The 17,758-nt window shown below is 60.0% G+C and carries 17 protein-coding genes and 1 riboswitch; of the genes, 6 read left to right on the top strand and 11 right to left on the bottom strand.

Going from position 1 to position 17,758, the window contains the following annotated elements; genetic code table 11:
* Positions 1-270 (bottom strand): IS5 family transposase (locus T424_RS0109425; protein ID WP_037067207.1); only part of this gene is annotated, 270 nt, incomplete at its 3' end.
* 68 nt (positions 271-338) lie between these two features.
* Complete coding sequence (locus tag T424_RS0109430; RefSeq protein ID WP_037067216.1) at positions 339-2,144, bottom strand: sigma-54-dependent Fis family transcriptional regulator; 1,806 nt, start codon at positions 2,142-2,144, stop codon at positions 339-341.
* A gap of 308 nt (positions 2,145-2,452) precedes the next feature.
* On the opposite strand from T424_RS0109430, the gene T424_RS0109435 reads away from it, so the two are divergent.
* From T424_RS0109435 to T424_RS0109465, 6 genes are all read left to right on the top strand, one after another.
* On the top strand, positions 2,453-3,925 hold the full coding sequence (locus T424_RS0109435) for a benzaldehyde dehydrogenase (RefSeq protein WP_027487505.1): 1,473 nt from the start codon (positions 2,453-2,455) through the stop codon (positions 3,923-3,925).
* 116 nt (positions 3,926-4,041) lie between these two features.
* Positions 4,042-4,809, top strand: coding sequence for a coniferyl-alcohol dehydrogenase (locus T424_RS0109440; RefSeq protein ID WP_027487506.1), 768 nt, complete (start codon positions 4,042-4,044; stop codon positions 4,807-4,809).
* 99 nt (positions 4,810-4,908) lie between these two features.
* Positions 4,909-5,056, top strand: a riboswitch (FMN riboswitch).
* Between the two features lie 116 nt (positions 5,057-5,172).
* Positions 5,173-5,817: a 3,4-dihydroxy-2-butanone-4-phosphate synthase gene (ribB, locus tag T424_RS20660; protein WP_037067219.1), complete on the top strand. Its 645-nt coding sequence runs from the start codon at positions 5,173-5,175 to the stop codon at positions 5,815-5,817.
* 192 nt (positions 5,818-6,009) lie between these two features.
* The gene (locus tag T424_RS0109455) at positions 6,010-7,071 is read left to right on the top strand and encodes an aromatic ring-hydroxylating dioxygenase subunit alpha (RefSeq protein ID WP_037067222.1); all 1,062 of its coding nucleotides are present in this window, start codon (positions 6,010-6,012) and stop codon (positions 7,069-7,071) included.
* 3 nt (positions 7,072-7,074) lie between these two features.
* A complete protein-coding gene (locus T424_RS0109460; RefSeq protein ID WP_027487508.1) occupies positions 7,075-7,821 on the top strand; it encodes a GntR family transcriptional regulator in 747 nt (248 codons plus the stop codon).
* Between the two features lie 74 nt (positions 7,822-7,895).
* A complete protein-coding gene (locus T424_RS0109465) occupies positions 7,896-8,876 on the top strand; it encodes a PDR/VanB family oxidoreductase (RefSeq protein WP_027487509.1) in 981 nt (326 codons plus the stop codon).
* A 39-nt stretch (positions 8,877-8,915) separates the two neighbouring features.
* On the opposite strand, the gene T424_RS0109470 is transcribed toward T424_RS0109465, so the two are convergent.
* From T424_RS0109470 to T424_RS0109515, 9 genes are all read right to left on the bottom strand, one after another.
* Complete coding sequence (locus T424_RS0109470; protein ID WP_027487510.1) at positions 8,916-9,776, bottom strand: dipeptide ABC transporter ATP-binding protein; 861 nt, start codon at positions 9,774-9,776, stop codon at positions 8,916-8,918.
* Complete coding sequence (locus T424_RS20665; protein WP_084268456.1) at positions 9,773-10,624, bottom strand: ABC transporter ATP-binding protein; 852 nt, start codon at positions 10,622-10,624, stop codon at positions 9,773-9,775. The genes T424_RS0109470 and T424_RS20665 overlap by 4 nt, the downstream gene beginning before the upstream one ends.
* 2 nt (positions 10,625-10,626) lie before the next feature.
* Complete coding sequence (locus T424_RS0109480) at positions 10,627-11,538, bottom strand: ABC transporter permease subunit (RefSeq protein WP_037067225.1); 912 nt, start codon at positions 11,536-11,538, stop codon at positions 10,627-10,629.
* A gap of 13 nt (positions 11,539-11,551) precedes the next feature.
* Entirely contained in the window at positions 11,552-12,556 is a 1,005-nt protein-coding gene (locus T424_RS0109485; RefSeq protein ID WP_027487512.1) for an ABC transporter permease subunit, read from the bottom strand.
* Positions 12,557-12,727: 171 nt separating this feature from the next.
* Positions 12,728-14,323, bottom strand: coding sequence for an ABC transporter substrate-binding protein (locus T424_RS0109495; RefSeq protein WP_027487513.1), 1,596 nt, complete (start codon positions 14,321-14,323; stop codon positions 12,728-12,730).
* Between the two features lie 432 nt (positions 14,324-14,755).
* Positions 14,756-14,947 carry a CsbD family protein gene (locus T424_RS0109500; protein WP_027487514.1) on the bottom strand — a complete coding sequence of 64 codons (192 nt, stop codon included), beginning with the start codon at positions 14,945-14,947 and terminating at the stop codon, positions 14,756-14,758.
* A gap of 115 nt (positions 14,948-15,062) precedes the next feature.
* Entirely contained in the window at positions 15,063-15,569 is a 507-nt protein-coding gene (locus tag T424_RS0109505) for a flavin reductase family protein (protein ID WP_037067238.1), read from the bottom strand.
* Positions 15,569-16,462, bottom strand: coding sequence for an aldo/keto reductase (locus tag T424_RS0109510; RefSeq protein WP_027487516.1), 894 nt, complete (start codon positions 16,460-16,462; stop codon positions 15,569-15,571). The genes T424_RS0109505 and T424_RS0109510 overlap by 1 nt, the downstream gene beginning before the upstream one ends.
* A complete protein-coding gene (locus tag T424_RS0109515; RefSeq protein ID WP_027487517.1) occupies positions 16,462-17,619 on the bottom strand; it encodes an LLM class flavin-dependent oxidoreductase in 1,158 nt (385 codons plus the stop codon). Before T424_RS0109515 ends, T424_RS0109510 begins: the two co-directional genes overlap by 1 nt.
* Positions 17,620-17,758: the final 139 nt, after the last annotated feature.

A 17,758-nucleotide genomic window follows, 5' to 3' on the forward strand; every position in this document is an offset into this window, starting at 1 on the left:
GTCCGGATCATTGGACATCGCAGCGAACATACGCCACCAGACGCCCTTTTTGCTCCAGCGGCTGAAGCGCCGGAAGACGCTATTCCACTCGCCGAAGACCTCTGGCAAGTCACGCCAGGGCGAGCCCGTGCGCACGATCCAAAGCACGGCTTCCACGAACATCCGGTTGTCGCGGCCCGACGACCCCCGTGTCCGTTCGTCACCAATGATGTGCGTCGATATCCGCGCCCACTGCTCGTCCCGAAGGATCAACCGGTCCAATACGCCCATGACTGCCTCCAAAAGACAGTCTTGAATCTGATTTGCTCAGCCTTGGGAATCCCAAGAGTCCACAAGACCTAAAGCAGCCCGGCCTTGCGCATCCGGTATTCCAGCTTGGCGCGGGAAATGCCGAGATGGCGCGCGGCGGCGGAAAGATTGCCGCCGCTTTGGGCCAGAGCCTCGGCAAAGAGACGATTTTCGGCGATTGTCAGCTCCTCCAGCGCGGTTTCACGCGGTTGCGCTGGATATTCCGGTTTCCGGCTTTTCCTGAGATTTTCCGGGTAATCGGTTTGCAAGCCGGTAGGGCCGATACGGCCAAGCCGGTTCAATGCGAGGTTTTCCGGCTTGGCGCTCCGCGTCTCCGAGCCGGTGAAGAGATGTTGCAGATCGATCTGGCCATCCGGCTCGGCAAAGATGACGCCACGCTCGATCATGTTCTGCAATTCCCGGATGTTGCCGGGAAAATCATAGGCCAGAAGCGCGTCCATGGCCCGGCGGGTCAGGCCGCGGACGTGCCGCCCGTGGCGCAGGCGGAACTGTCGCAGAAAGTGGTCGGCAAGCAGCGGCAGGTCGTCGCGCCTTTCGCGCAGCGGCGGAATGGTGATGGGAAAGACGCAGAGGCGGAAATAAAGGTCCTGCCGGAAGCGGCCGGCGCGCACTTCTTCCGCAAGATCGACATTGGAGGCCGCGATGATGCGCACATCCGTTTCGATCAGCCTCGTGCCCCCGACCCTTTCGAGTTTTCGCTCCTGAATGGCGCGCAGCAGTTTGCCCTGTGCCGCATAGGCAAGAGAGGCGACCTCGTCGAGAAAAAGCGTGCCGCCATTGGCCCGCTCGAAGGTGCCGGGACGGGAGGCCACGGCCCCGGTAAAGGCGCCCCGCTCCACGCCGAACAATTCCGATTCCACCAGATTTTCGGGAATGGCCGCGCAGTTGACGGGAAGAAACGGCCCGCGCGCGCGGCTGCTGAGACGATGGATTTGCTGCGCAAACACCTCCTTGCCGACGCCGGATTCGCCGACCAGAAGAACGGTGGCCTGGGTATCGGCCACCTTTTCCACCATCAGGCGGGCGGTGAGAAAGCGGGCGGAGACGCCCACCACTTCATCGCGCTCCGGCTTTACGGTCTCGTTCAGGGGCGAAGCTGCCGGAGCGGATGTTGAAGGCGCGCTGTGCCGGGCCTTCCATTGCAGGCCGAGATAGGCTTTCTCCGGCGCATCGGCCTCCCATTCCTCGGCATTTTTGCCAATGACCACGCAATGGGCCGCGCCCATGGCGAGGCATTCCGTTTCGCGAAACAGCACGGGTCTGCCGAAGAGCGTGCTGGTATAGCCGGTGGGGTAGCCTGCCTGCATCCAGCAAACCGGCTCTGCCGACAATCCGTGATGGCTGAGATGTTCGGCGGCCTCGGAGGAATCGTGCCAGTGGAATTCGCCGTGGTAAAAGCCCTTTTCCCGATCGAATTCGAAATGGCGGGTGACGACCTTTACAAAGCCTTCCAGCGTATGCATCCGTGGCCCGGCGGCCAGCGCATGGGTGAGATCCTGATCGGGAAAGCGCTTCATCACCAGTTCGGCATCGCGCACGCCCTGCATGTAGCCGACCCGCATGAAAATGCCCTTGGCGGTTTCCATGCCGAAGGCATCGATGATTTCCTGCCGCAGACGTCCCAGAACCTGGCTCTGGATCAGCACCATGCGCTGGTCGTTCAGCCAGATACGGCCATCGCCGAGCGAAAAATGCAAGGCATCGGCCAGCTCTGCCCAGGTGGGGGAGGCGCCGGAGGCCAATTGCCGGAAGTCTCCCCGCAGCATGGGGCTGGCGGCCGCTTCTGAAACCTGCCTGAGAGTGACGCTATCGGAACCGGAGGGGCGTTTCGGCATCAGACTTCTCTTCATCAAATGATGAAATTATTCATCATTTTTAGAAATCCGCAAGGGGAAAAGCCGGAGCGTGGTTTTGGTGGTCGAGGAAATGCCTGTATTTCCCGAAAAAATCCATTTGGCACGGTGTTTGCTGATCCCTGTAACAGGCCGCTTGAGGAGGCGGCTTGGAGGATGTCGCGTAATTCGAAACTGTCTACCGGGCTTTGCCCGGCAGGGCGAAGCCTTGCCTTCAGGTCTTCGAATGGTCGCCACGGGCGCTACGCGGCAGAGATGAGTGTGGAGCGACAGAGAGAGGAGATGGCGCCATGACAATGCAAACACCCGAATTTATCGACAGGGCCCGCTGGACGGACCGTGGCTTCCTTGGCGGCTGGCGCAGCCTTGCAGGCGGTACCGGCGAGGTTGTCAATCCTGCCACGGGGGCAATCCTTGCCACCGTCGGCATGGCGGGAGCGCAAGATGTGGCGCTGGCGGCCCGTGAAGCCCGCGCCGCCCAGAAGGAATGGGCGGCAAGATTGCCGCAGCAGAGGGCAGAGATCATCAACCGGGCTGCCGATCTTCTGGAAAAGCATGGAGCCGAGCTTTCCGGCTGGATCATGCGCGATTCCGGCTCCGTTCAGGCCAAGGCGATGATTGAAATCGAGCATGGCGCCTTGTTCCTGCGCCATGCGGCAAGTCTTGCAACCCAGCCGCTCGGCACCTTCATCACCGGCATGGACGAGCGCCGCCAGTATGCCCGCCGCGTGCCTCATGGGGTGGTGGGGGTCATATCGCCCTTCAATTTTCCGCTGGTGCTGTCCCTGCGCTCCATTGCGCCAGCGCTTGCGCTGGGAAATACGGTGGTCCACAAGCCCGATCCGCGCACGGCGATTTCAGGCGGCATCATTATTGCGAGGATTTTTGAGGAGGCAGGTCTGCCGCCCGGCGTGTTGCATGTGTTGCCGGGTGGTGCCGAGGCCGGGGAGGCGCTCTGCACCGACGGTAATATCGCCATGATCTCCTTCACCGGCTCCAGCCGTGGCGGGGCAAAGGTAGGCGAGTTGTGCGGGCGGCATTTGAAGAAGGTGCAACTGGAGCTTGGCGGCAAGAACCCGCTGGTCATTCTGGACGATGCCGATCTCGATGTGGCGGCCTCCAATGCCGCCTGGGGCGCCTTTTTGCATCAGGGCCAGATCTGCATGGCAACCGGCCTCGTGCTGACGCATGAAAAGATCGCCATGCAACTGGCCGAAAGGCTGGTGGAAAAGGCCAGGAACCTGCCCGCAGGCGATCCCGATACGCTTCAGGTGGCGCTTGGACCGATCATTTCCGATGGACAGGTCACGGCGATCCGCGAGGTTGTGGAGGATGCGGTTGCCAAGGGCGCGAAGCTTCTGGCCGGTGGGCGCCATCAGGGCCGCTTTTTCGAGGCGACAGTCCTGGCCGGTGTAAAGCCTGGAATGCGCGCCTTCGACGAGGAGATTTTCGGCCCGGTTGCCTGTGTCGTATCTTTCTCGACCGATGACGAGGCCGTGGAACTTGCCAATCGCAGCGAATACGGGTTGGCGGGCGGGGTGATTTCCGCCGATCTTGGCCGGGCCATGGCGTTGGGGGAAAGGCTGAATGTCGGCCAGCTGCACATCAACGACCAGACGGTGCAGGGTGGCCCATATGCGCCCTTTGGCGGGCGCGGCAAATCGGGCAATGGCAGCCGCATGGGCGGCCCCGCCGACATCGAAGAGTTTACCCAGTGGCAGTGGGTCTCCGTCAAGCAGGCCGCCACAGCCTATCCCTTCTGAACTGCTTGAGGTCCGCCTTATAGCGGTTTTTCCACACATGTGTTGTTTTGAAGCGTGATCAAACTTTTTGCCGGCTTTGTCCGGATCGCTCATGCTAGTCGATGAGGAGATGAAACATGAATTTGCAGGGTAAGACGATTGTCGTAACAGGCGTTTCTTCCGGTATTGGCGGCGAGGTCGCCCGGCTTGCCCGCTTTTACGGGGCAAATGTCATCGGCATTGACCGCAATGACGCGCTTTTGACGCTGGATGGCTTTGTGAAGATGGATCTTGGCGATCCGACGCTTATCGACCGGGAATTGCCAAAGCTTCCCTCCCGGATCGATGCGCTGGTCAATGCCGCAGGCGTGCCGGGAACGGCGGATCGCGATCTTGTCGCGCGGGTGAATTATCTCGGCCTCAGGCATTTGACGGAGGCGCTGATGGAGCGGATGCCGAAGGGCGGCTCCATCGTCAACATTGCCTCCATTCTCGGCGGGGAATGGCAAAAACGGCTGGAGCAGCACAAGGCGCTGGCCGCAACGGCGGGCTTTGCCGAGGGGCAGGCGTGGCTGCGGCAGAACCCGGTGGCGCAGGAAAGCTGCTACCAGTATTTCAAGGAAGCGCTGATCGTCTGGACCATGAAGCGCGGCTACGAGCTGTTCATGGACAATGACATTCGCATGAACAGCGTGGCGCCGGGGCCGGTGTTAACGCCGATCCTTGGGGATTTCGTGACAATGCTGGGTGAGGAGCGGGTGCAGAAGGACGCCGCCAAAATGAAACGACCGGCGCTGGCCGATGAGATAGCCGGCCCCGTGCTGTTCCTTTGCTCGGATCATGCCCGCTGGGTCGCAGGCATCAACCTGCCGATCGACGGTGCGCTGGCGTCGGTCTATCTATGATGGGCCGCGTTGCGTGGCGGGGGCCTCCCGTCACGCAATATTATGATTGAGTGCGATGCAAAACGGCTTGCAATCTGCAAAATATTTCTATTATCATTTCTGTGTTCTCAGGGCGGGGTGCAATTCCCCACCGGCGGTATGGAGCCTGCTCCGAGCCCGCGAGCGCTTTTCCGGTTTTGCGGAAAAGGTCAGCAGATCCGGTGAGAGGCCGGAGCCGACGGTATAGTCCGGATGAAAGAGGACAAGCGACATGGCGCCTTTCCGCGTGAGGGGCGTACTACGCCTGTTCGCCCAAGGGAGTTTGGTGTGCTTCGGCACGCATAACCAGCCGGTTTTCCGGTGGAACCCTTGAAAGGCAAGTGCATGAGTTTTTCCCGTATCGAAGACGCCATCGATGCCATTGCGCGTGGTGAGATGATCGTGGTTGTCGATGACCATGACCGTGAAAATGAAGGCGACATCATCGTCGCCGCAGAGAAGGTGACGCCCCAGCAGGTGGCCTTCATGATGAACAAGGCGCGCGGCCTCATCTGCGTTCCCATGGAGGGCGAGCGGCTGGACGCGCTCGAAATGCCGCTTATGGTTCCGAACAATACCGAGCTTTACCAGACGGCCTTCACCGTCTCGGTGGATTACCGCCCGGCTACCACCACCGGCATTTCCGCCAGCGATCGTGCCGCCACCATCCGGGCGCTGCTGGATGAAAATGCAAAGCCGGAAGACTTTGCCCGTCCCGGCCACATGTTTCCGTTGCGCGCTCGCAAGGGAGGGGTTCTCGAGCGGCCGGGCCATACGGAAGCAGCGCTCGATATGTGCCGTCTGGCGGGGCTTTATCCGGCGGGCGTCATTTGTGAAGTGGCCAAGGATGATGGCGAGATGGCCCGGTTGCCGGAGCTGGAAGTCTTTGCGGCAGAGCATGGTTTGCATCTGATCGCCATCGAAGACCTCATTGTCTGGCTGAAGGAAAATGGCATGGCCGACGGCGTGCGCGAAAGCGTTGCCGCCTGAGCATGGCATCCATTGTGAAAGGGCCTGCCTTCGGGCGGGCTTTTTTTTGACCATTCTGATTTGTATACAAAGTCCCGAACCGCAGATGAGAATTAGCCTATACGGCCACGTATCTAGCGAAAAATTCCGCTGAATATTGACATTCTGTATACACCGTGGTCATCTTCCAGCATGAACTGAGGAGGACAGATCATGACCGCACGACCGACTTTCCCGATGAATGCCTGGTACGCCGCCGCTTACGATGTGGAGGTAAAGCGCACGCTTCTGGCGCGGACCATCTGCAACAAGCCCGTGGTGCTTTATCGCAAGGCGGATGGCAAGGCCGTGGCGCTGGCCGATGCCTGTTGGCATCGCCTTGTGCCTTTGTCCCTTGGGCGGCTGGAGGGTGATAATGTCATCTGTGGCTATCACGGGCTTGAATTCGACGATACGGGGCGCTGCGTCTACATGCCTTCGCAGCACACCATCAATCCCTCGGCCTGCGTCAAATCCTATCCGGTCGCCGAAAAACATCGCTTTATCTGGATTTGGCCGGGCGACCCGGCCCTTGCCGATCCGGCCCTCATTCCCGATCTGCACTGGAACGACGATCCAGATTGGGCAGCGGACGGAAAGCTGATCGAGGTGAAATGCGATTATCGCCTCGTGGTCGATAATCTCATGGACCTGACGCATGAAACCTTCGTCCATGGTTCGTCCATCGGTGACAGGGCGGTTGCCGAATCGCCCTTCGAAGCAACCCACAGCGATCGCTTCGCCTATATCACCCGCTGGATGGAGGGCATTCACCCACCGCCCTTCTGGGCCAAGCAGTATGGCCGGTCCGGCCCCGTCGATCGCTGGCAGATCATCCGCTTCGAAGCGCCTTGCACGGTTGCCATCGATGTGGGTGTGGCAGAGGCCGGAACCGGCGCGAAAGAGGGCAACAGGTCTAAGGGTGTCAATGGTTATGTGCTGAACACTATCACGCCCTCCACGGACAAGACCTGTCTTTACTTTTGGGCCTTTGCCCGCAATTACGACCTCAAGAACCAGGCCCGGACCCATGAATTGCGCGAGGGGGTTGCCGGTGTCTTCCGGGAGGATGAGGTGGTGCTGGAGGCGCAGCAGCGGGCCATTGATGCCAATCCCGATCATCGCTTCTATAACCTCAACATCGATGCGGGTTCCATGTGGGCGCGCAAGCTGATCGATCGGATGATCGATGAGGAGCTGGGCATCGGGACGGGTTTGCCCGTTGCGGCGGAGTAGATCATGGCCGAAGAACAGGCATCCGGCCGGCAGCAGACGGCAAAGGCCCTTTTGGGGCTTCGCGATCTGGTGCTGACGGGACGGCTTTCACCCGGTGAAAGACTTTCCGAAGTTGCGCTTGCCAACCGCCTGGAGGTGTCGCGCACGCCCCTGCGCGCCGCCCTTCAGAAGCTGGAGCAGGAGGGGCTTTTGACCCCGCTTGCCGGCGGCGGATATGAAGTTCGCCGCTTCAGCCGTCAGGATGCGGTGGATGCCATAGAGTTGCGGGGCATCATGGAGGGAACGGCGGCACGATTTGCCGCCGAGCGCGGTGTGCCGCCTGCTCTTTTGCGCAAGCTGGGAGACATCGTGGAAGCGCTGGATGGCGTCTTTGCCTCCTACCCGCAATCCATGGATTTCGAGGCCTACCCGCAAATGAACGAGGCCTTTCACCGGCTTCTTGCAGAGGCAAGTGGCAGCAAGCTGGTAATGGCGGAAATCGAGCGCGTCACCAACCTGCCCTTTGCCAGTCCGAACGCCTTTGTGGGAACGGAAACCGACTTTCCGGCCTTTCAGAGTTCGCTTTTCGTGGCGCAATCGCAGCACAAGGCTTTGCTGGAGGCAATTTCCCGCCGGGAGGGTGCCCGCGCGGAAGCGATTGCCCGTGAACATGCCGGAATTGCCCGGCGAAACCTCGATTTCGTGCTGGAGGAGCAGCCTGATTTGAAGGGCAAGGTGCTGGCGCTGGCATTGCTGGAAAATATCCGCTGACGCCTGCACATCGCAACACCGCGTCATGCGGAAATCCGAATGTCTGGCGAGGGATGAAAAATGAGGAGGAGCAGATGAAATCAAGACTGGAATGGCGAAGGGCCCGCGTCATCGAGACAAGTCAGCCCGCCGAAGATGTGCGCATGGTCACGTTTGCCGTGGAGGGGCTGCGCGGTGGTTTCGATCCGGGATCGCACAGCAATATCAAAGTGCTTATCAATGGCGCACCGGCCATACGCACCTATACTGTTATTCCCAGTGCGCCGGGCACGCTGGCAATTGCGGTCAAGCTGCATCCCAATAGCCGCGGAGGATCGGCCTATATCTGGACCTTGCAGCCGGGAGACGAGACGGAGATGACGGAGCCGGAAAACCGGTTCGAATTGTCCTGGCGAGCCTCGCATTATCTGCTGATCGCCGGTGGGGTGGGCGTCACCCCCATTTATGGCATGGCGCAGGCGCTCGCGGCGCGCGGTCAATCCATGCGCATGATCTATGGCGCAAAAAACCGAAGTCTCATGGCCTTTGCCGGAGAGTTGCAGGCTTTGCTGGGTGAAAGGCTTGCCTGTTTCTCACAGGATGACGGTCAGGCGATGGACCTGAAAGCAGAATTTGCGGCACTGCCGGAGGATGGTGAGGCCTATATTTGCGGACCGCTTGGCCTGCTTGAGGCTGCGAAATCGCTCTGGCAGCAAAGCGGGCGTCCGATGAGCCGCCTGCGTTACGAAGTGTTTGGCGATAATGGCCGCTTTGCCGAACAGGAATTCAGCGTGCGCGTGGCTGGTCTTGAGCGTAGCGTGGCGGTACGCGCCGACCAGACCATGCTCGATGCCTTGAGCGAAGCAGGCGTGCCGATGATCTTCGACTGTCGGCGGGGAGAATGCGGGCTTTGCGCCGTCTCCATTCTATCATCGACCGGAGAGATCGATCATCGGGATGTGTTTTTTTCCGACGCCGAGCGGCGCGAAAATCCGCGCATCTGCGCCTGCGTTTCAAGGCTTTGCGGCGGTGAACTGGTCATCGATACCGGCTACCGCCAGGAAAAGGCAGCCTGATCGGCTGCCTCTTCGACGGTTCAGGCGCCTCGCCTCGGCTCATGCAGGCTGCCTTTCCTGCTTGCGGGCAAGGCGGGCGCGGATAGAGGCGACATCTGCCTGAGGCGTGGCGGCAAACAGCGTGCGGGTATAAGCGTGTTGCGGATTGGCAAACACTGCGTCCCGGCGGCCATATTCCACCGCTTCGCCGTAATACATCACCATGACCTGATCGGCGATATGGCGCACCACCGAGAGGTCGTGGCTGATGAAAACGTAAGTCAGGCCGAACTCTTCCTGTAGGTCGGACAAGAGGTTCAGCACCTGCGCCTGTACGGAAAGATCAAGGGCGGAAACCGGCTCGTCCAGCACCAGCAGCTTCGGGTTCAGCATCAGCGCGCGGGCAATGGCGATGCGTTGGCGCTGGCCGCCGGAAAACATGTGCGGATAGCGGTTATAGTGTTCCGGTCCCAGTCCGACCTTTACCAGCATGTCCATGGCGCGCTCGCGCCGCTCAGCGCTGGACAGGCCGGTGTTGATGGCCAGCGGTTCGCCCAGCACATCGCCGATCTTCTGGCGGGGATTGAGCGAGCCATAGGGGTTTTGAAAGACGATCTGCACCTTGCGGCGCATCTGCGCGCTCAAATGACCGGGACGGGTATCGACGGTCTTGCCGTCGATCAGCAGTTCGCCTGCCGTCGGTTCGTCGATAAAGGTCAGGATTCGCGCCAGCGTGGATTTTCCGCAGCCGCTTTCGCCAACGATGGCAAGGGTCTTGCCCTTTTCCAGCGTGAAGGAAACGCCTTTTACGGCGTGGATGATCTTTTCCTTTTTGAGAAAGCCGCCGGGCACAACATAGTCGCGCTTGATATTGCGGATTTCCAGCATGGGAATGGGGCTGTTGCTGTCGCTGTCGCTCATGGGCGTTCTCCCGTCGTCTCGGTCAGCGCCATAAAGTCGGAAACCGTGTTGAGGCGCTTGCCCGTGGCATTTTCCGGCAGGGCGGAGAGCAGGGCGCGGGTATAGGGATGGCCCGGTGACTCGAAAAGGCTCAGCACATCGGCTTCTTCCATTTTGCGGCCCTTGTATTGCACGATCACGCGGTCGGCGGTTTCCGCCACCACGCCCATGTCATGGGTAATCATGATAAGCCCCATGCCGGTCTTGTCCTGAAGGGAGACGAGAAGATCGAGGATCTGCTTCTGGATCGTCACGTCGAGCGCCGTTGTCGGCTCGTCGGCAATCAGGAGCCTGGGGTTGCAGGCAATGGCCATGGCAATCATCACCCGCTGGCACTGGCCGCCCGACATCTGATGGGGGAAATGATTGAGCCGCTCGGCCGGATTGGGCAAGCCCACCTGCGTGAGAAGTTCGATGGCGCGGGCGCGGCGCTGCTTGCGGCCAAGACCCATATGGATGCGCAGCACCTCCTCGATCTGGAAGCCCACGGTGAAGCAGGGGTTGAGGCTGGCGATCGGCTCCTGGAAGATCATTGCCATGTCCTTGCCGATGAGCTTGCGGCGTTCGGCCGGTGCAAGAGCCTGAATGTCGCGGCCCTCAAACTCCATGCGGTCGGCGGAAATCCGGGTGCTGGCTGGCAGCAGGCCCATGACGGCCAGCATGGAAACCGATTTGCCCGAACCGCTTTCCCCGACGATGGCGAGAACCTCGCCCGCCTTGACCGAAAGGGAAACGCCATCCACGGCACGGAACCAGCCATTGGCCGTCTGGAATTCGACGGTGAGATTGTCAATCGTCAGAAGTGCCATGGTCACGACCTCTTCATCTTCGGGTCAAGGGCATCCCGCAGACCATCGCCCATCAGGTTGATGGCCAGCACCGTGATGAGAATGGCAAGCCCTGGAAATGTCACCACCCACCAGGCACGCAGAATGAACTCACGGGCTTCCGCCAGCATGGTGCCCCATTCGGGTGCGGGCGGTTGCGCGCCCATGCCGAGAAAGCCGAGCGCTGCGGCATCCAGAATGGCATTGGAAAAGGACAGCGTGCCCTGAACGATCAGCGGTGCGGTGCAATTCGGCAGGATGGTGCGAAACATCAGCCGCAACGGTCCGGCCCCGGCAAGGCGGGCGGCGGTCACATAGTCGCGTGTCTTTTCCGCCATGACGGCAGCACGGGTCAGCCGCACGAAATGCGGCTGAAGCACCAGCGCAATGGCGATCATGCCATTGATGAGACCGGGACCGAGAACGGCAACCAGAACCAGCGCCAGCAGCAGCGAAGGAAAAGCCAGGATGATGTCCATCAGCCGCATGATGAGCGTATCCACCCAGCCGCGATAATAGCCGGCGATCAAGCCCATGATAATGCCGGTGGACAGCGACAGCGTGGTCACGAAGACCCCGATGAACAGGGAATATTGCGAACCGTAAATCAGTCGCGAGAGAATATCGCGCCCGACGGGATCGGTGCCGAGCAGGAACTGCGCCCGTCCGCCTTCGACAAAGGCCGGTGGCAGCAGCACGGCATCGCGATATTGCTCGAAGGGTGAGTGCGGGGCAATCAACGGCGCCAGCACGGCAATCAGCACCAGCAGCACGAACAGGACCAGGCCGATGACCGCGCCCCGGTTTTCGGCGAAATAGAACCAGAATTCCTTGAGCATCTGGCGGCGCATCGCCGCGCTGCCGGTGGCTTTGGTTTCGGATGAGCTTGCATTCATGGATGTTCTGCCCTCAATGCCGGATACGCGGATTGATCAGCCCGTAGAGCAGATCGACGATCAGGTTGACGATCATGATAATGCCCGCCACCAGCAGCAATCCGCCCTGAATGACGGCATAATCCCGGCGAAACACGCTATCGACCATCCATTTGCCGATACCCGGCCAGGAGAAGATCGTTTCCGTCAGGATCGCGCCCGCCATCATCACGCCGATTTGCAGGCCGATGGTGGTGATGACCGGGATCATGGCATTGCGCAGCGCGTGAAGGCCGACGACACGGAAGGGCGAAAGACCCTTGGCGCGAGCCGTGCGGATATAATCCTCGGACAGGACTTCCAGCATGGCCGAGCGCGTCTGACGCGCAATGACGGCCAGCGGAATGGTGGCCAGCACGATGGATGGCAGGATGAGATGGCTGACGGCCGAGGAAAAGGCCCCCTTCTGGCCGGAAATCAGCGAATCGATCAGCATGAAACCGGTTACGGGTTTGAAGAAATAGATGAGCGAGATGCGGCCTGATACGGGCGTCCATTGCAGGATGCCGGAAAACAGGATGATGAGCAGCAGCCCCCACCAGAAGATCGGCATGGAATAGCCGACCAGCGCAACACCCATCATGGATTGGTCAATCGCCGAACCACGCTTGATGGCGGCAATGACCCCGGCAGGCACGCCGATGATGACGGCAATCAGGATGGCGCAGATGGACAGCTCGACCGTTGCCGGGAACAGCGCCAGAAACTGCTTGAGGATCGGGGTTTTCGAGACGATCGACGTGCCGAAATCGCCCGTGAGGACACCGCGCAGGTAATCGAAATATTGCACGATCATCGGCCGGTCCAGCCCAAGCTGGGCGCTGATCGCCGCATGGCGTTCCGGCGACATGACCCTTTCTCCCGAAAGCAGGGCAACCGGATCGCCCGGCAAAAGCCGGATGAAGGCGAAGGAAATAATGGAAACCCCGATGAAGGTCGGGATCAGCACGGCAAGACGCCGCAGAAAAAAGCCGAACATGGGCGAACCTGTTATTGGGCGATGATGACGTCAGGACATGCCTTCAGCAGGGTGCTGGCCCCGCTGTTTCTCGATGCGTTTATCGTTCAGGAAAAGCCGGAACCGGCTTTTCCCGGCAAACGCAAGCAAAAGACGCGAACCGGCGCGGGCTGCGCCGGTTCGCAAGGCTTTTTACTCCGCGATGTCCACGTTTTCGAACGTGAAGGCGCCCAGCGGGCTCTGCGTGAAGCCGCTGACTTCCTTGCGCATCGGCACCACCGAAAGCGAATGGTCGAGCGTTGCCCAGGGGGCTTCCTTCTTGAAGATCACCTGTGCCTCTTCATAAAGCTTGGTGCGCTCTGCCTTGTCGGCAGTGACCTTCGCCTTCTTCACAAGGGCGTCGAACTCCTTGTTGCACCATTGCGCACGGTTGTTGCCGCCAACGGCATCGCAGCCGAGAAGCGTATCGAGGAAGTTGTCCGGATCGCCATTGTCGCCGGTCCAACCGAGAATGGCGGCGCCGTCACGGTCCTTGGCCTTGGAGCGTTGCAGATATTCGGCCCATTCATAAGAGACGATCTCCACCTTCACGCCGATCTTGGCAAAGTCATCCTGCATGATTTCGGCGGCGCGGCGGGCATTCAGCATATAGGGGCGCGACACCGGCATGGCCCAGATCTTCATGGACAGGTTTTTCACGCCTGCCTTTTCAAGCATCTTCTTGGCCGCATCCAGATCGTAACTGTCGTCCTGGATCTTGTCGTTATAGGACCACATGGTCGGCGGGATCGGGTTCTTGGCCGGTGCGGCCATGCCCTGGAACACGGCATCCACGATTGCCTGCTTGTTGATGGCCTTGTTCAGCGCAATGCGCACTTCCGGCTTGTCGAAGGGGGCCTGCAAGGTATTGTAGCCGAGATAGGCAACGTTGAGGCCTTCCTGCTCCATGACCTTGAGGCTGGGATCGGCCTTCATCGCCTTGACGTCGGCGGCATTCGGGTAAGGCATCAGCTGGCATTCGCCAGCCTTGAGCTTCTGATAGCGAACGGCGGCATCCTTGGTGATGGCAAAGACCAGATCGTCGATCTTCGGCGCGGTGCCCCAGAAGTCGGGGTTCTTCTGGTAGCGGATGGCGGCGTCTTCCTGATAGGCGACGAAGGAGAAGGGGCCGGTGCCGAGCGGCATCTGGTTCAACTGCTCCATCTTGCCGTCAGCCTTGAGCTTGTCGGCATATTCCTTGGACATGATCGAGGCAAACGGCATGGCCAGATTGGCCAGGAACGGGGCTTCCTGACGGTTCAGCACGAACTTCACCGTCAGATCGTCCACCTTTTCGATCGACTTGATCAGTTCGGGAAAGCCCATGCCGGCGGCATATTCCCAGCTGCCACCAGTGACATACTGGTTGAAGGGATTGGCCTTGTTGATCTGGCGGTCGATGCTGAAGATCACGTCATCGGCGTTCAGCGTGCGGCTTGGCGTGAAGAATTCCGTGGTCTGGAATTTCACGTTCGGGCGCAGCTTGAACGTATATTCCTTGCCATCGGGTGAAACGGTCCAGCTTTCCGCAAGGCCAGCCACCGGATTGGTCGTGCCGGGCTTGAATTCCAGAAGACGGTTATAGACCGGATAGGCAGCGGCATCATAGGTTGTGCCGGTGGTGTAGAGCCCGGGATCGAAGCCTTCCGGCGATCCTTCGGAGCAATAGATGAAGGTCTTGGCGCTGGCCGTTCCAGCCAGGAAGCTGGCAGCAAGCAACGCCGCTGCAAAAGCGAATGTCCGTTTCATAAAATTCTCCCAGCGAATGATCCGCGCAAAAGGGCGGCCCCGCAAACAATGAACCCTCAAGACGCGGCTTCTGCTTTTTCTTCCGCGCCTGTCTGAATTTGTCTGCATGAAACAAGCTTGCAAAATATCGCCATTCGCAGCTTGCCCGACTACAGAACTGCTGTTTGTAGCGGGTGTATTAGAGCTGTAAATACCGGCTTCAATGAATTCGCCAACTCAGCCCCGAAATCCTGTTGAATTTTACTGATCGGAAAAAAGAACCGCCTTTCGCGAAATAAAATTTCGTGCGCAATTGTCTGCGAGCGGTTGAATGGCGATTGCGCAGCAACCAGAAGGAAGAGGTTGGTATAATCACAAAAAAAGCCCACCGATGGACGGCGGGCTCAAATCAGTCGGGGAATTGGCGATTTGCCCGGCACGCCGGGCGTTTCGTCACATACGGTCCACGGCGCCCTTCACGGCATCCTTGGCATTGCCAACAGCCTTCTGGGTCTTGCCCTTGGCTTCCTGGCCGGCACCTTCAGCGCGCAGACGATCGTTATCGGTTGCCTTGCCGACGGCCTGTTTTGCCTTGCCGGCAACTTCGTTGGCGGCGCCCTTTACCTTGTCAGACATGCTACCCATGGTTTTTCTCCTGTTTCCTCATATTCGTTGCAAGCGGAAAACGGGGATGGGCATAAAAGGTTCCGGTCTATTCTGAACGGGAGAATTTCCGCTCAAACTGTGTTCCCAAAGCGGCTCAAGGGACAAAGGCCGAGAAGCTTCCGAAACGGCCATTGGCGAAGCAGAGCGGCGCTCCGTTTCGCAAGGTAGCGCGCATGACCTCGCCGATCAGGAGAGAGTGATCTCCGGCATCATGCACGGCATGAAGGCGGCATTCGAAGCAGGCAAGCGTGCCGGTGATCACCGGCACGCCTTCGCCATTGGTCTGCCAATCGACGCCATCGAAACTGAAGGCGCTGCGGGCAAAGGCCATGGCGATGGCCTCCTGCTGCTGCCCCAGAACGTGAATGGCAAAATGCGCTGCGGCGCGAAAGGTCGCGTGGCGGGAAGAAGAACGCGCCGCCGACCACAGCACCAGCGGTGGCTCGAGCGAGACCGAGGTAAAGCTGTTCGCCGTCATGCCAACGGGGCCGGAGGGGCCTGCGGCTGTCACCACCGTAACGCCGGTGGTAAAGCTGCCGAAGGCATCGCGCAGGGCACGATTGTCGCCTGCGCCGGGAATGATGACGCGCTCTTTTGCCATCAGGGCACGTCTCCACCGATGGCTGCCGTATAGAGCCGGAACCAGGTCTGGCGATCCAGTCTGATGCGGACGGCATCGCCGATGCGGGCAATGCGCTCCAGCCTGTTGGTGCCGACGACCGGCAAAATCCCAGCCGGGTGGTGCAGCAGGAAGGCAAGCGCGATCGTGCCGGCATCTGCGTCATGCTGTTTGCCAACGGCTTCCAGGACGTGCAGCAAGGCGGCGTTCTCGCCTGAAAACAGGCCACCGCCGCCGAGCGGCGACCAGGCCATGGGATGGAGACGGCGTTCCTGCAAATAGGCCAGATCACCATTTATGAAGGGAGCCGTATGCGTCAGGCTCATTTCGATCTGGTTGGTGACGAGGCGGTTGTGCATGGCCGATTGCAGCAGGCTGAAATCCCAGGGCCGGAAATTGGAAACCCCCACCGCCCGCACCTTGCCGGAGGCGACCATGTCGTCCAGTGCCCGGCCCGTTTCTTCCGCGTCGATCAGCGGATCGGGCCGGTGGATCAGCAGAAGGTCGATATGGTCTATTCCCATTTGCGAAAGCGAGGTTTCCACACTCGCGCGGATATGGGCTGCACTGGTGTCGTAATATTTCACGGGCGCGTCGGCATACCGCCCTACTGGCGCGACGATGCCGCATTTCGTGACGATTTCGATGTTGTCGCGCAGGCAAGGGCGGGTTTTCAGCGCGGCGCCGAAAATGCCCTCGACGGTGTATCCGCCATAGATGTCGGCGTGATCCATCGTGGTGATGCCCTGTTCAAGGCAGCAATCCAGCTTGGCAAGAACATGATCGGCGGAGGTGTCGGCGCCGTCGGCCAGGCGCCACATGCCATAGGCGATACGGCTGAACTCAAGGCCCGGTTGCAGGGAAATTCGTTCCATCAGCGACGCTCTCCCATGCCCAGTGGCGTTGCCGGTGTGCTTTGCGGAACGCGGCCATAAATGTGCGGCAGGGAGCAGGTCTTGAGCTGCGGCAGAACGCGCCTGCCGAAATGCTCCGCCTCGTCGAGATGCGGATAGCCTGAGAGAATAAAGGCCCGGATGCCCATTTTTCGATATGCCTCCAATTCGGAAAGTACCTGATCCGTCGAGCCGACGATTGCCGCCCCGCAGCCCGACCGCGCCCGGCCGATGCCGGTCCACAAATGCGGCTCGACATAGCCGTACTGGTCTGCCAGTTCGCGGGTGCGGGCCTGATGATGTACGCCGAGCGAGATGCTGTCATGGGCGCGGTCGCGGATAAGCCGTCCGTATTCGTCATCCAGCCGGGAGACGAGATGGTCGGCATAGTCGCGGGCCTCTTTTTCCGTATCGCGTACGATGACATGCACACGCAGCCCATAATCCAGCGTGCGGCCATGGGCTTCAGCCCGCGCATGGACGGCGCGCATCCGCTCGGCCAGTTGCTCCTTGGGTTCGGGCCACATGAGATAGACATCGCATTGCGCGCCGCAAAGCTCCAGCGCGTCGGGGGAATAGCCGCCGAAATAAAGCAGCGGGCCGCCATTTTGCTGATAGGGCCGGGCGGGCTCGGTGGAAACCCCCTTGAAGCTGTAGATCGTCCCTTCGAAATCAATGGATTCGCGGGTCCATGCCTGCCGCAGGATTTCCACCACTTCGTGGCTGCGCCGATAGCGATAGCCGCTATCGGCAACCTCGCCCGGAAAATCCGAGCTGATGACATTGAGCGTCAGGCGGCCTTGCAGCATGTGATCCAGCGTGGCGATGGTGCGCGCCAGCATGATGGGCTGCATTTCGCCGCAGCGAATGGCGGCGAGAAAATTGATATTGCCGGCAAGCTGCGATGCAGCGGCAACAAATGTTAGTGTATCCTGACCGACTTGATAGGAAGACGGGCATAGAATATTGCGAAAGCCGAGGGCATCGGCTTTTTTGACAATGTCGGCGCAATGCTGAAAACTGGAACGCAGGGCGCCGTCGGGAACGCCGAGGAAGGCATAATCATCAGAGCAGAGCGCGGAAAACCAGGAGACTTCCGCCCCATCCAGATCGGCAGAGGTAACAGGGACTACAGTCATGCGGATGTTCTCCTCGCGATTGGCCCTTCAGGCAGGAAAGCTGGCGGGCCATGTTTGGCGGCTTCTTGTGGCCGTCCTGGGGTTTGCCGTTCTTGAACGCTGCCATTCGTTTCAAATGCTGCTAACATAATTGCGTAAC

The organism is Allorhizobium undicola ORS 992 = ATCC 700741, from assembly GCF_000621665.1.
Lineage (GTDB): Bacteria > Pseudomonadota > Alphaproteobacteria > Rhizobiales > Rhizobiaceae > Allorhizobium > Allorhizobium undicola.

Bases quoted from the DNA above. Each gene is read 5' to 3' on its own strand.
- T424_RS0109430 (WP_037067216.1), bottom strand. From the start codon at position 2,144: ATGCCGAAACGCCCCTCCGGTTCCGATAGCGTCACTCTCAGGCAGGTT.
- T424_RS0109435 (WP_027487505.1), top strand. From the start codon at position 2,453: ATGACAATGCAAACACCCGAATTTATCGACAGGGCCCGCTGGACGGAC.
- T424_RS0109440 (WP_027487506.1), top strand. From the start codon at position 4,042: ATGAATTTGCAGGGTAAGACGATTGTCGTAACAGGCGTTTCTTCCGGT.
- ribB (WP_037067219.1), top strand. From the start codon at position 5,173: ATGAGTTTTTCCCGTATCGAAGACGCCATCGATGCCATTGCGCGTGGT.
- T424_RS0109455 (WP_037067222.1), top strand. From the start codon at position 6,010: ATGACCGCACGACCGACTTTCCCGATGAATGCCTGGTACGCCGCCGCT.
- T424_RS0109460 (WP_027487508.1), top strand. From the start codon at position 7,075: ATGGCCGAAGAACAGGCATCCGGCCGGCAGCAGACGGCAAAGGCCCTT.
- T424_RS0109465 (WP_027487509.1), top strand. From the start codon at position 7,896: ATGAAATCAAGACTGGAATGGCGAAGGGCCCGCGTCATCGAGACAAGT.
- T424_RS0109470 (WP_027487510.1), bottom strand. From the start codon at position 9,776: ATGAGCGACAGCGACAGCAACAGCCCCATTCCCATGCTGGAAATCCGC.
- T424_RS20665 (WP_084268456.1), bottom strand. From the start codon at position 10,624: ATGGCACTTCTGACGATTGACAATCTCACCGTCGAATTCCAGACGGCC.
- T424_RS0109480 (WP_037067225.1), bottom strand. From the start codon at position 11,538: ATGAATGCAAGCTCATCCGAAACCAAAGCCACCGGCAGCGCGGCGATG.
- T424_RS0109485 (WP_027487512.1), bottom strand. From the start codon at position 12,556: ATGTTCGGCTTTTTTCTGCGGCGTCTTGCCGTGCTGATCCCGACCTTC.
- T424_RS0109495 (WP_027487513.1), bottom strand. From the start codon at position 14,323: ATGAAACGGACATTCGCTTTTGCAGCGGCGTTGCTTGCTGCCAGCTTC.
- T424_RS0109500 (WP_027487514.1), bottom strand. From the start codon at position 14,947: ATGGGTAGCATGTCTGACAAGGTAAAGGGCGCCGCCAACGAAGTTGCC.
- T424_RS0109505 (WP_037067238.1), bottom strand. From the start codon at position 15,569: ATGGCAAAAGAGCGCGTCATCATTCCCGGCGCAGGCGACAATCGTGCC.
- T424_RS0109510 (WP_027487516.1), bottom strand. From the start codon at position 16,462: ATGGAACGAATTTCCCTGCAACCGGGCCTTGAGTTCAGCCGTATCGCC.
- T424_RS0109515 (WP_027487517.1), bottom strand. From the start codon at position 17,619: ATGACTGTAGTCCCTGTTACCTCTGCCGATCTGGATGGGGCGGAAGTC.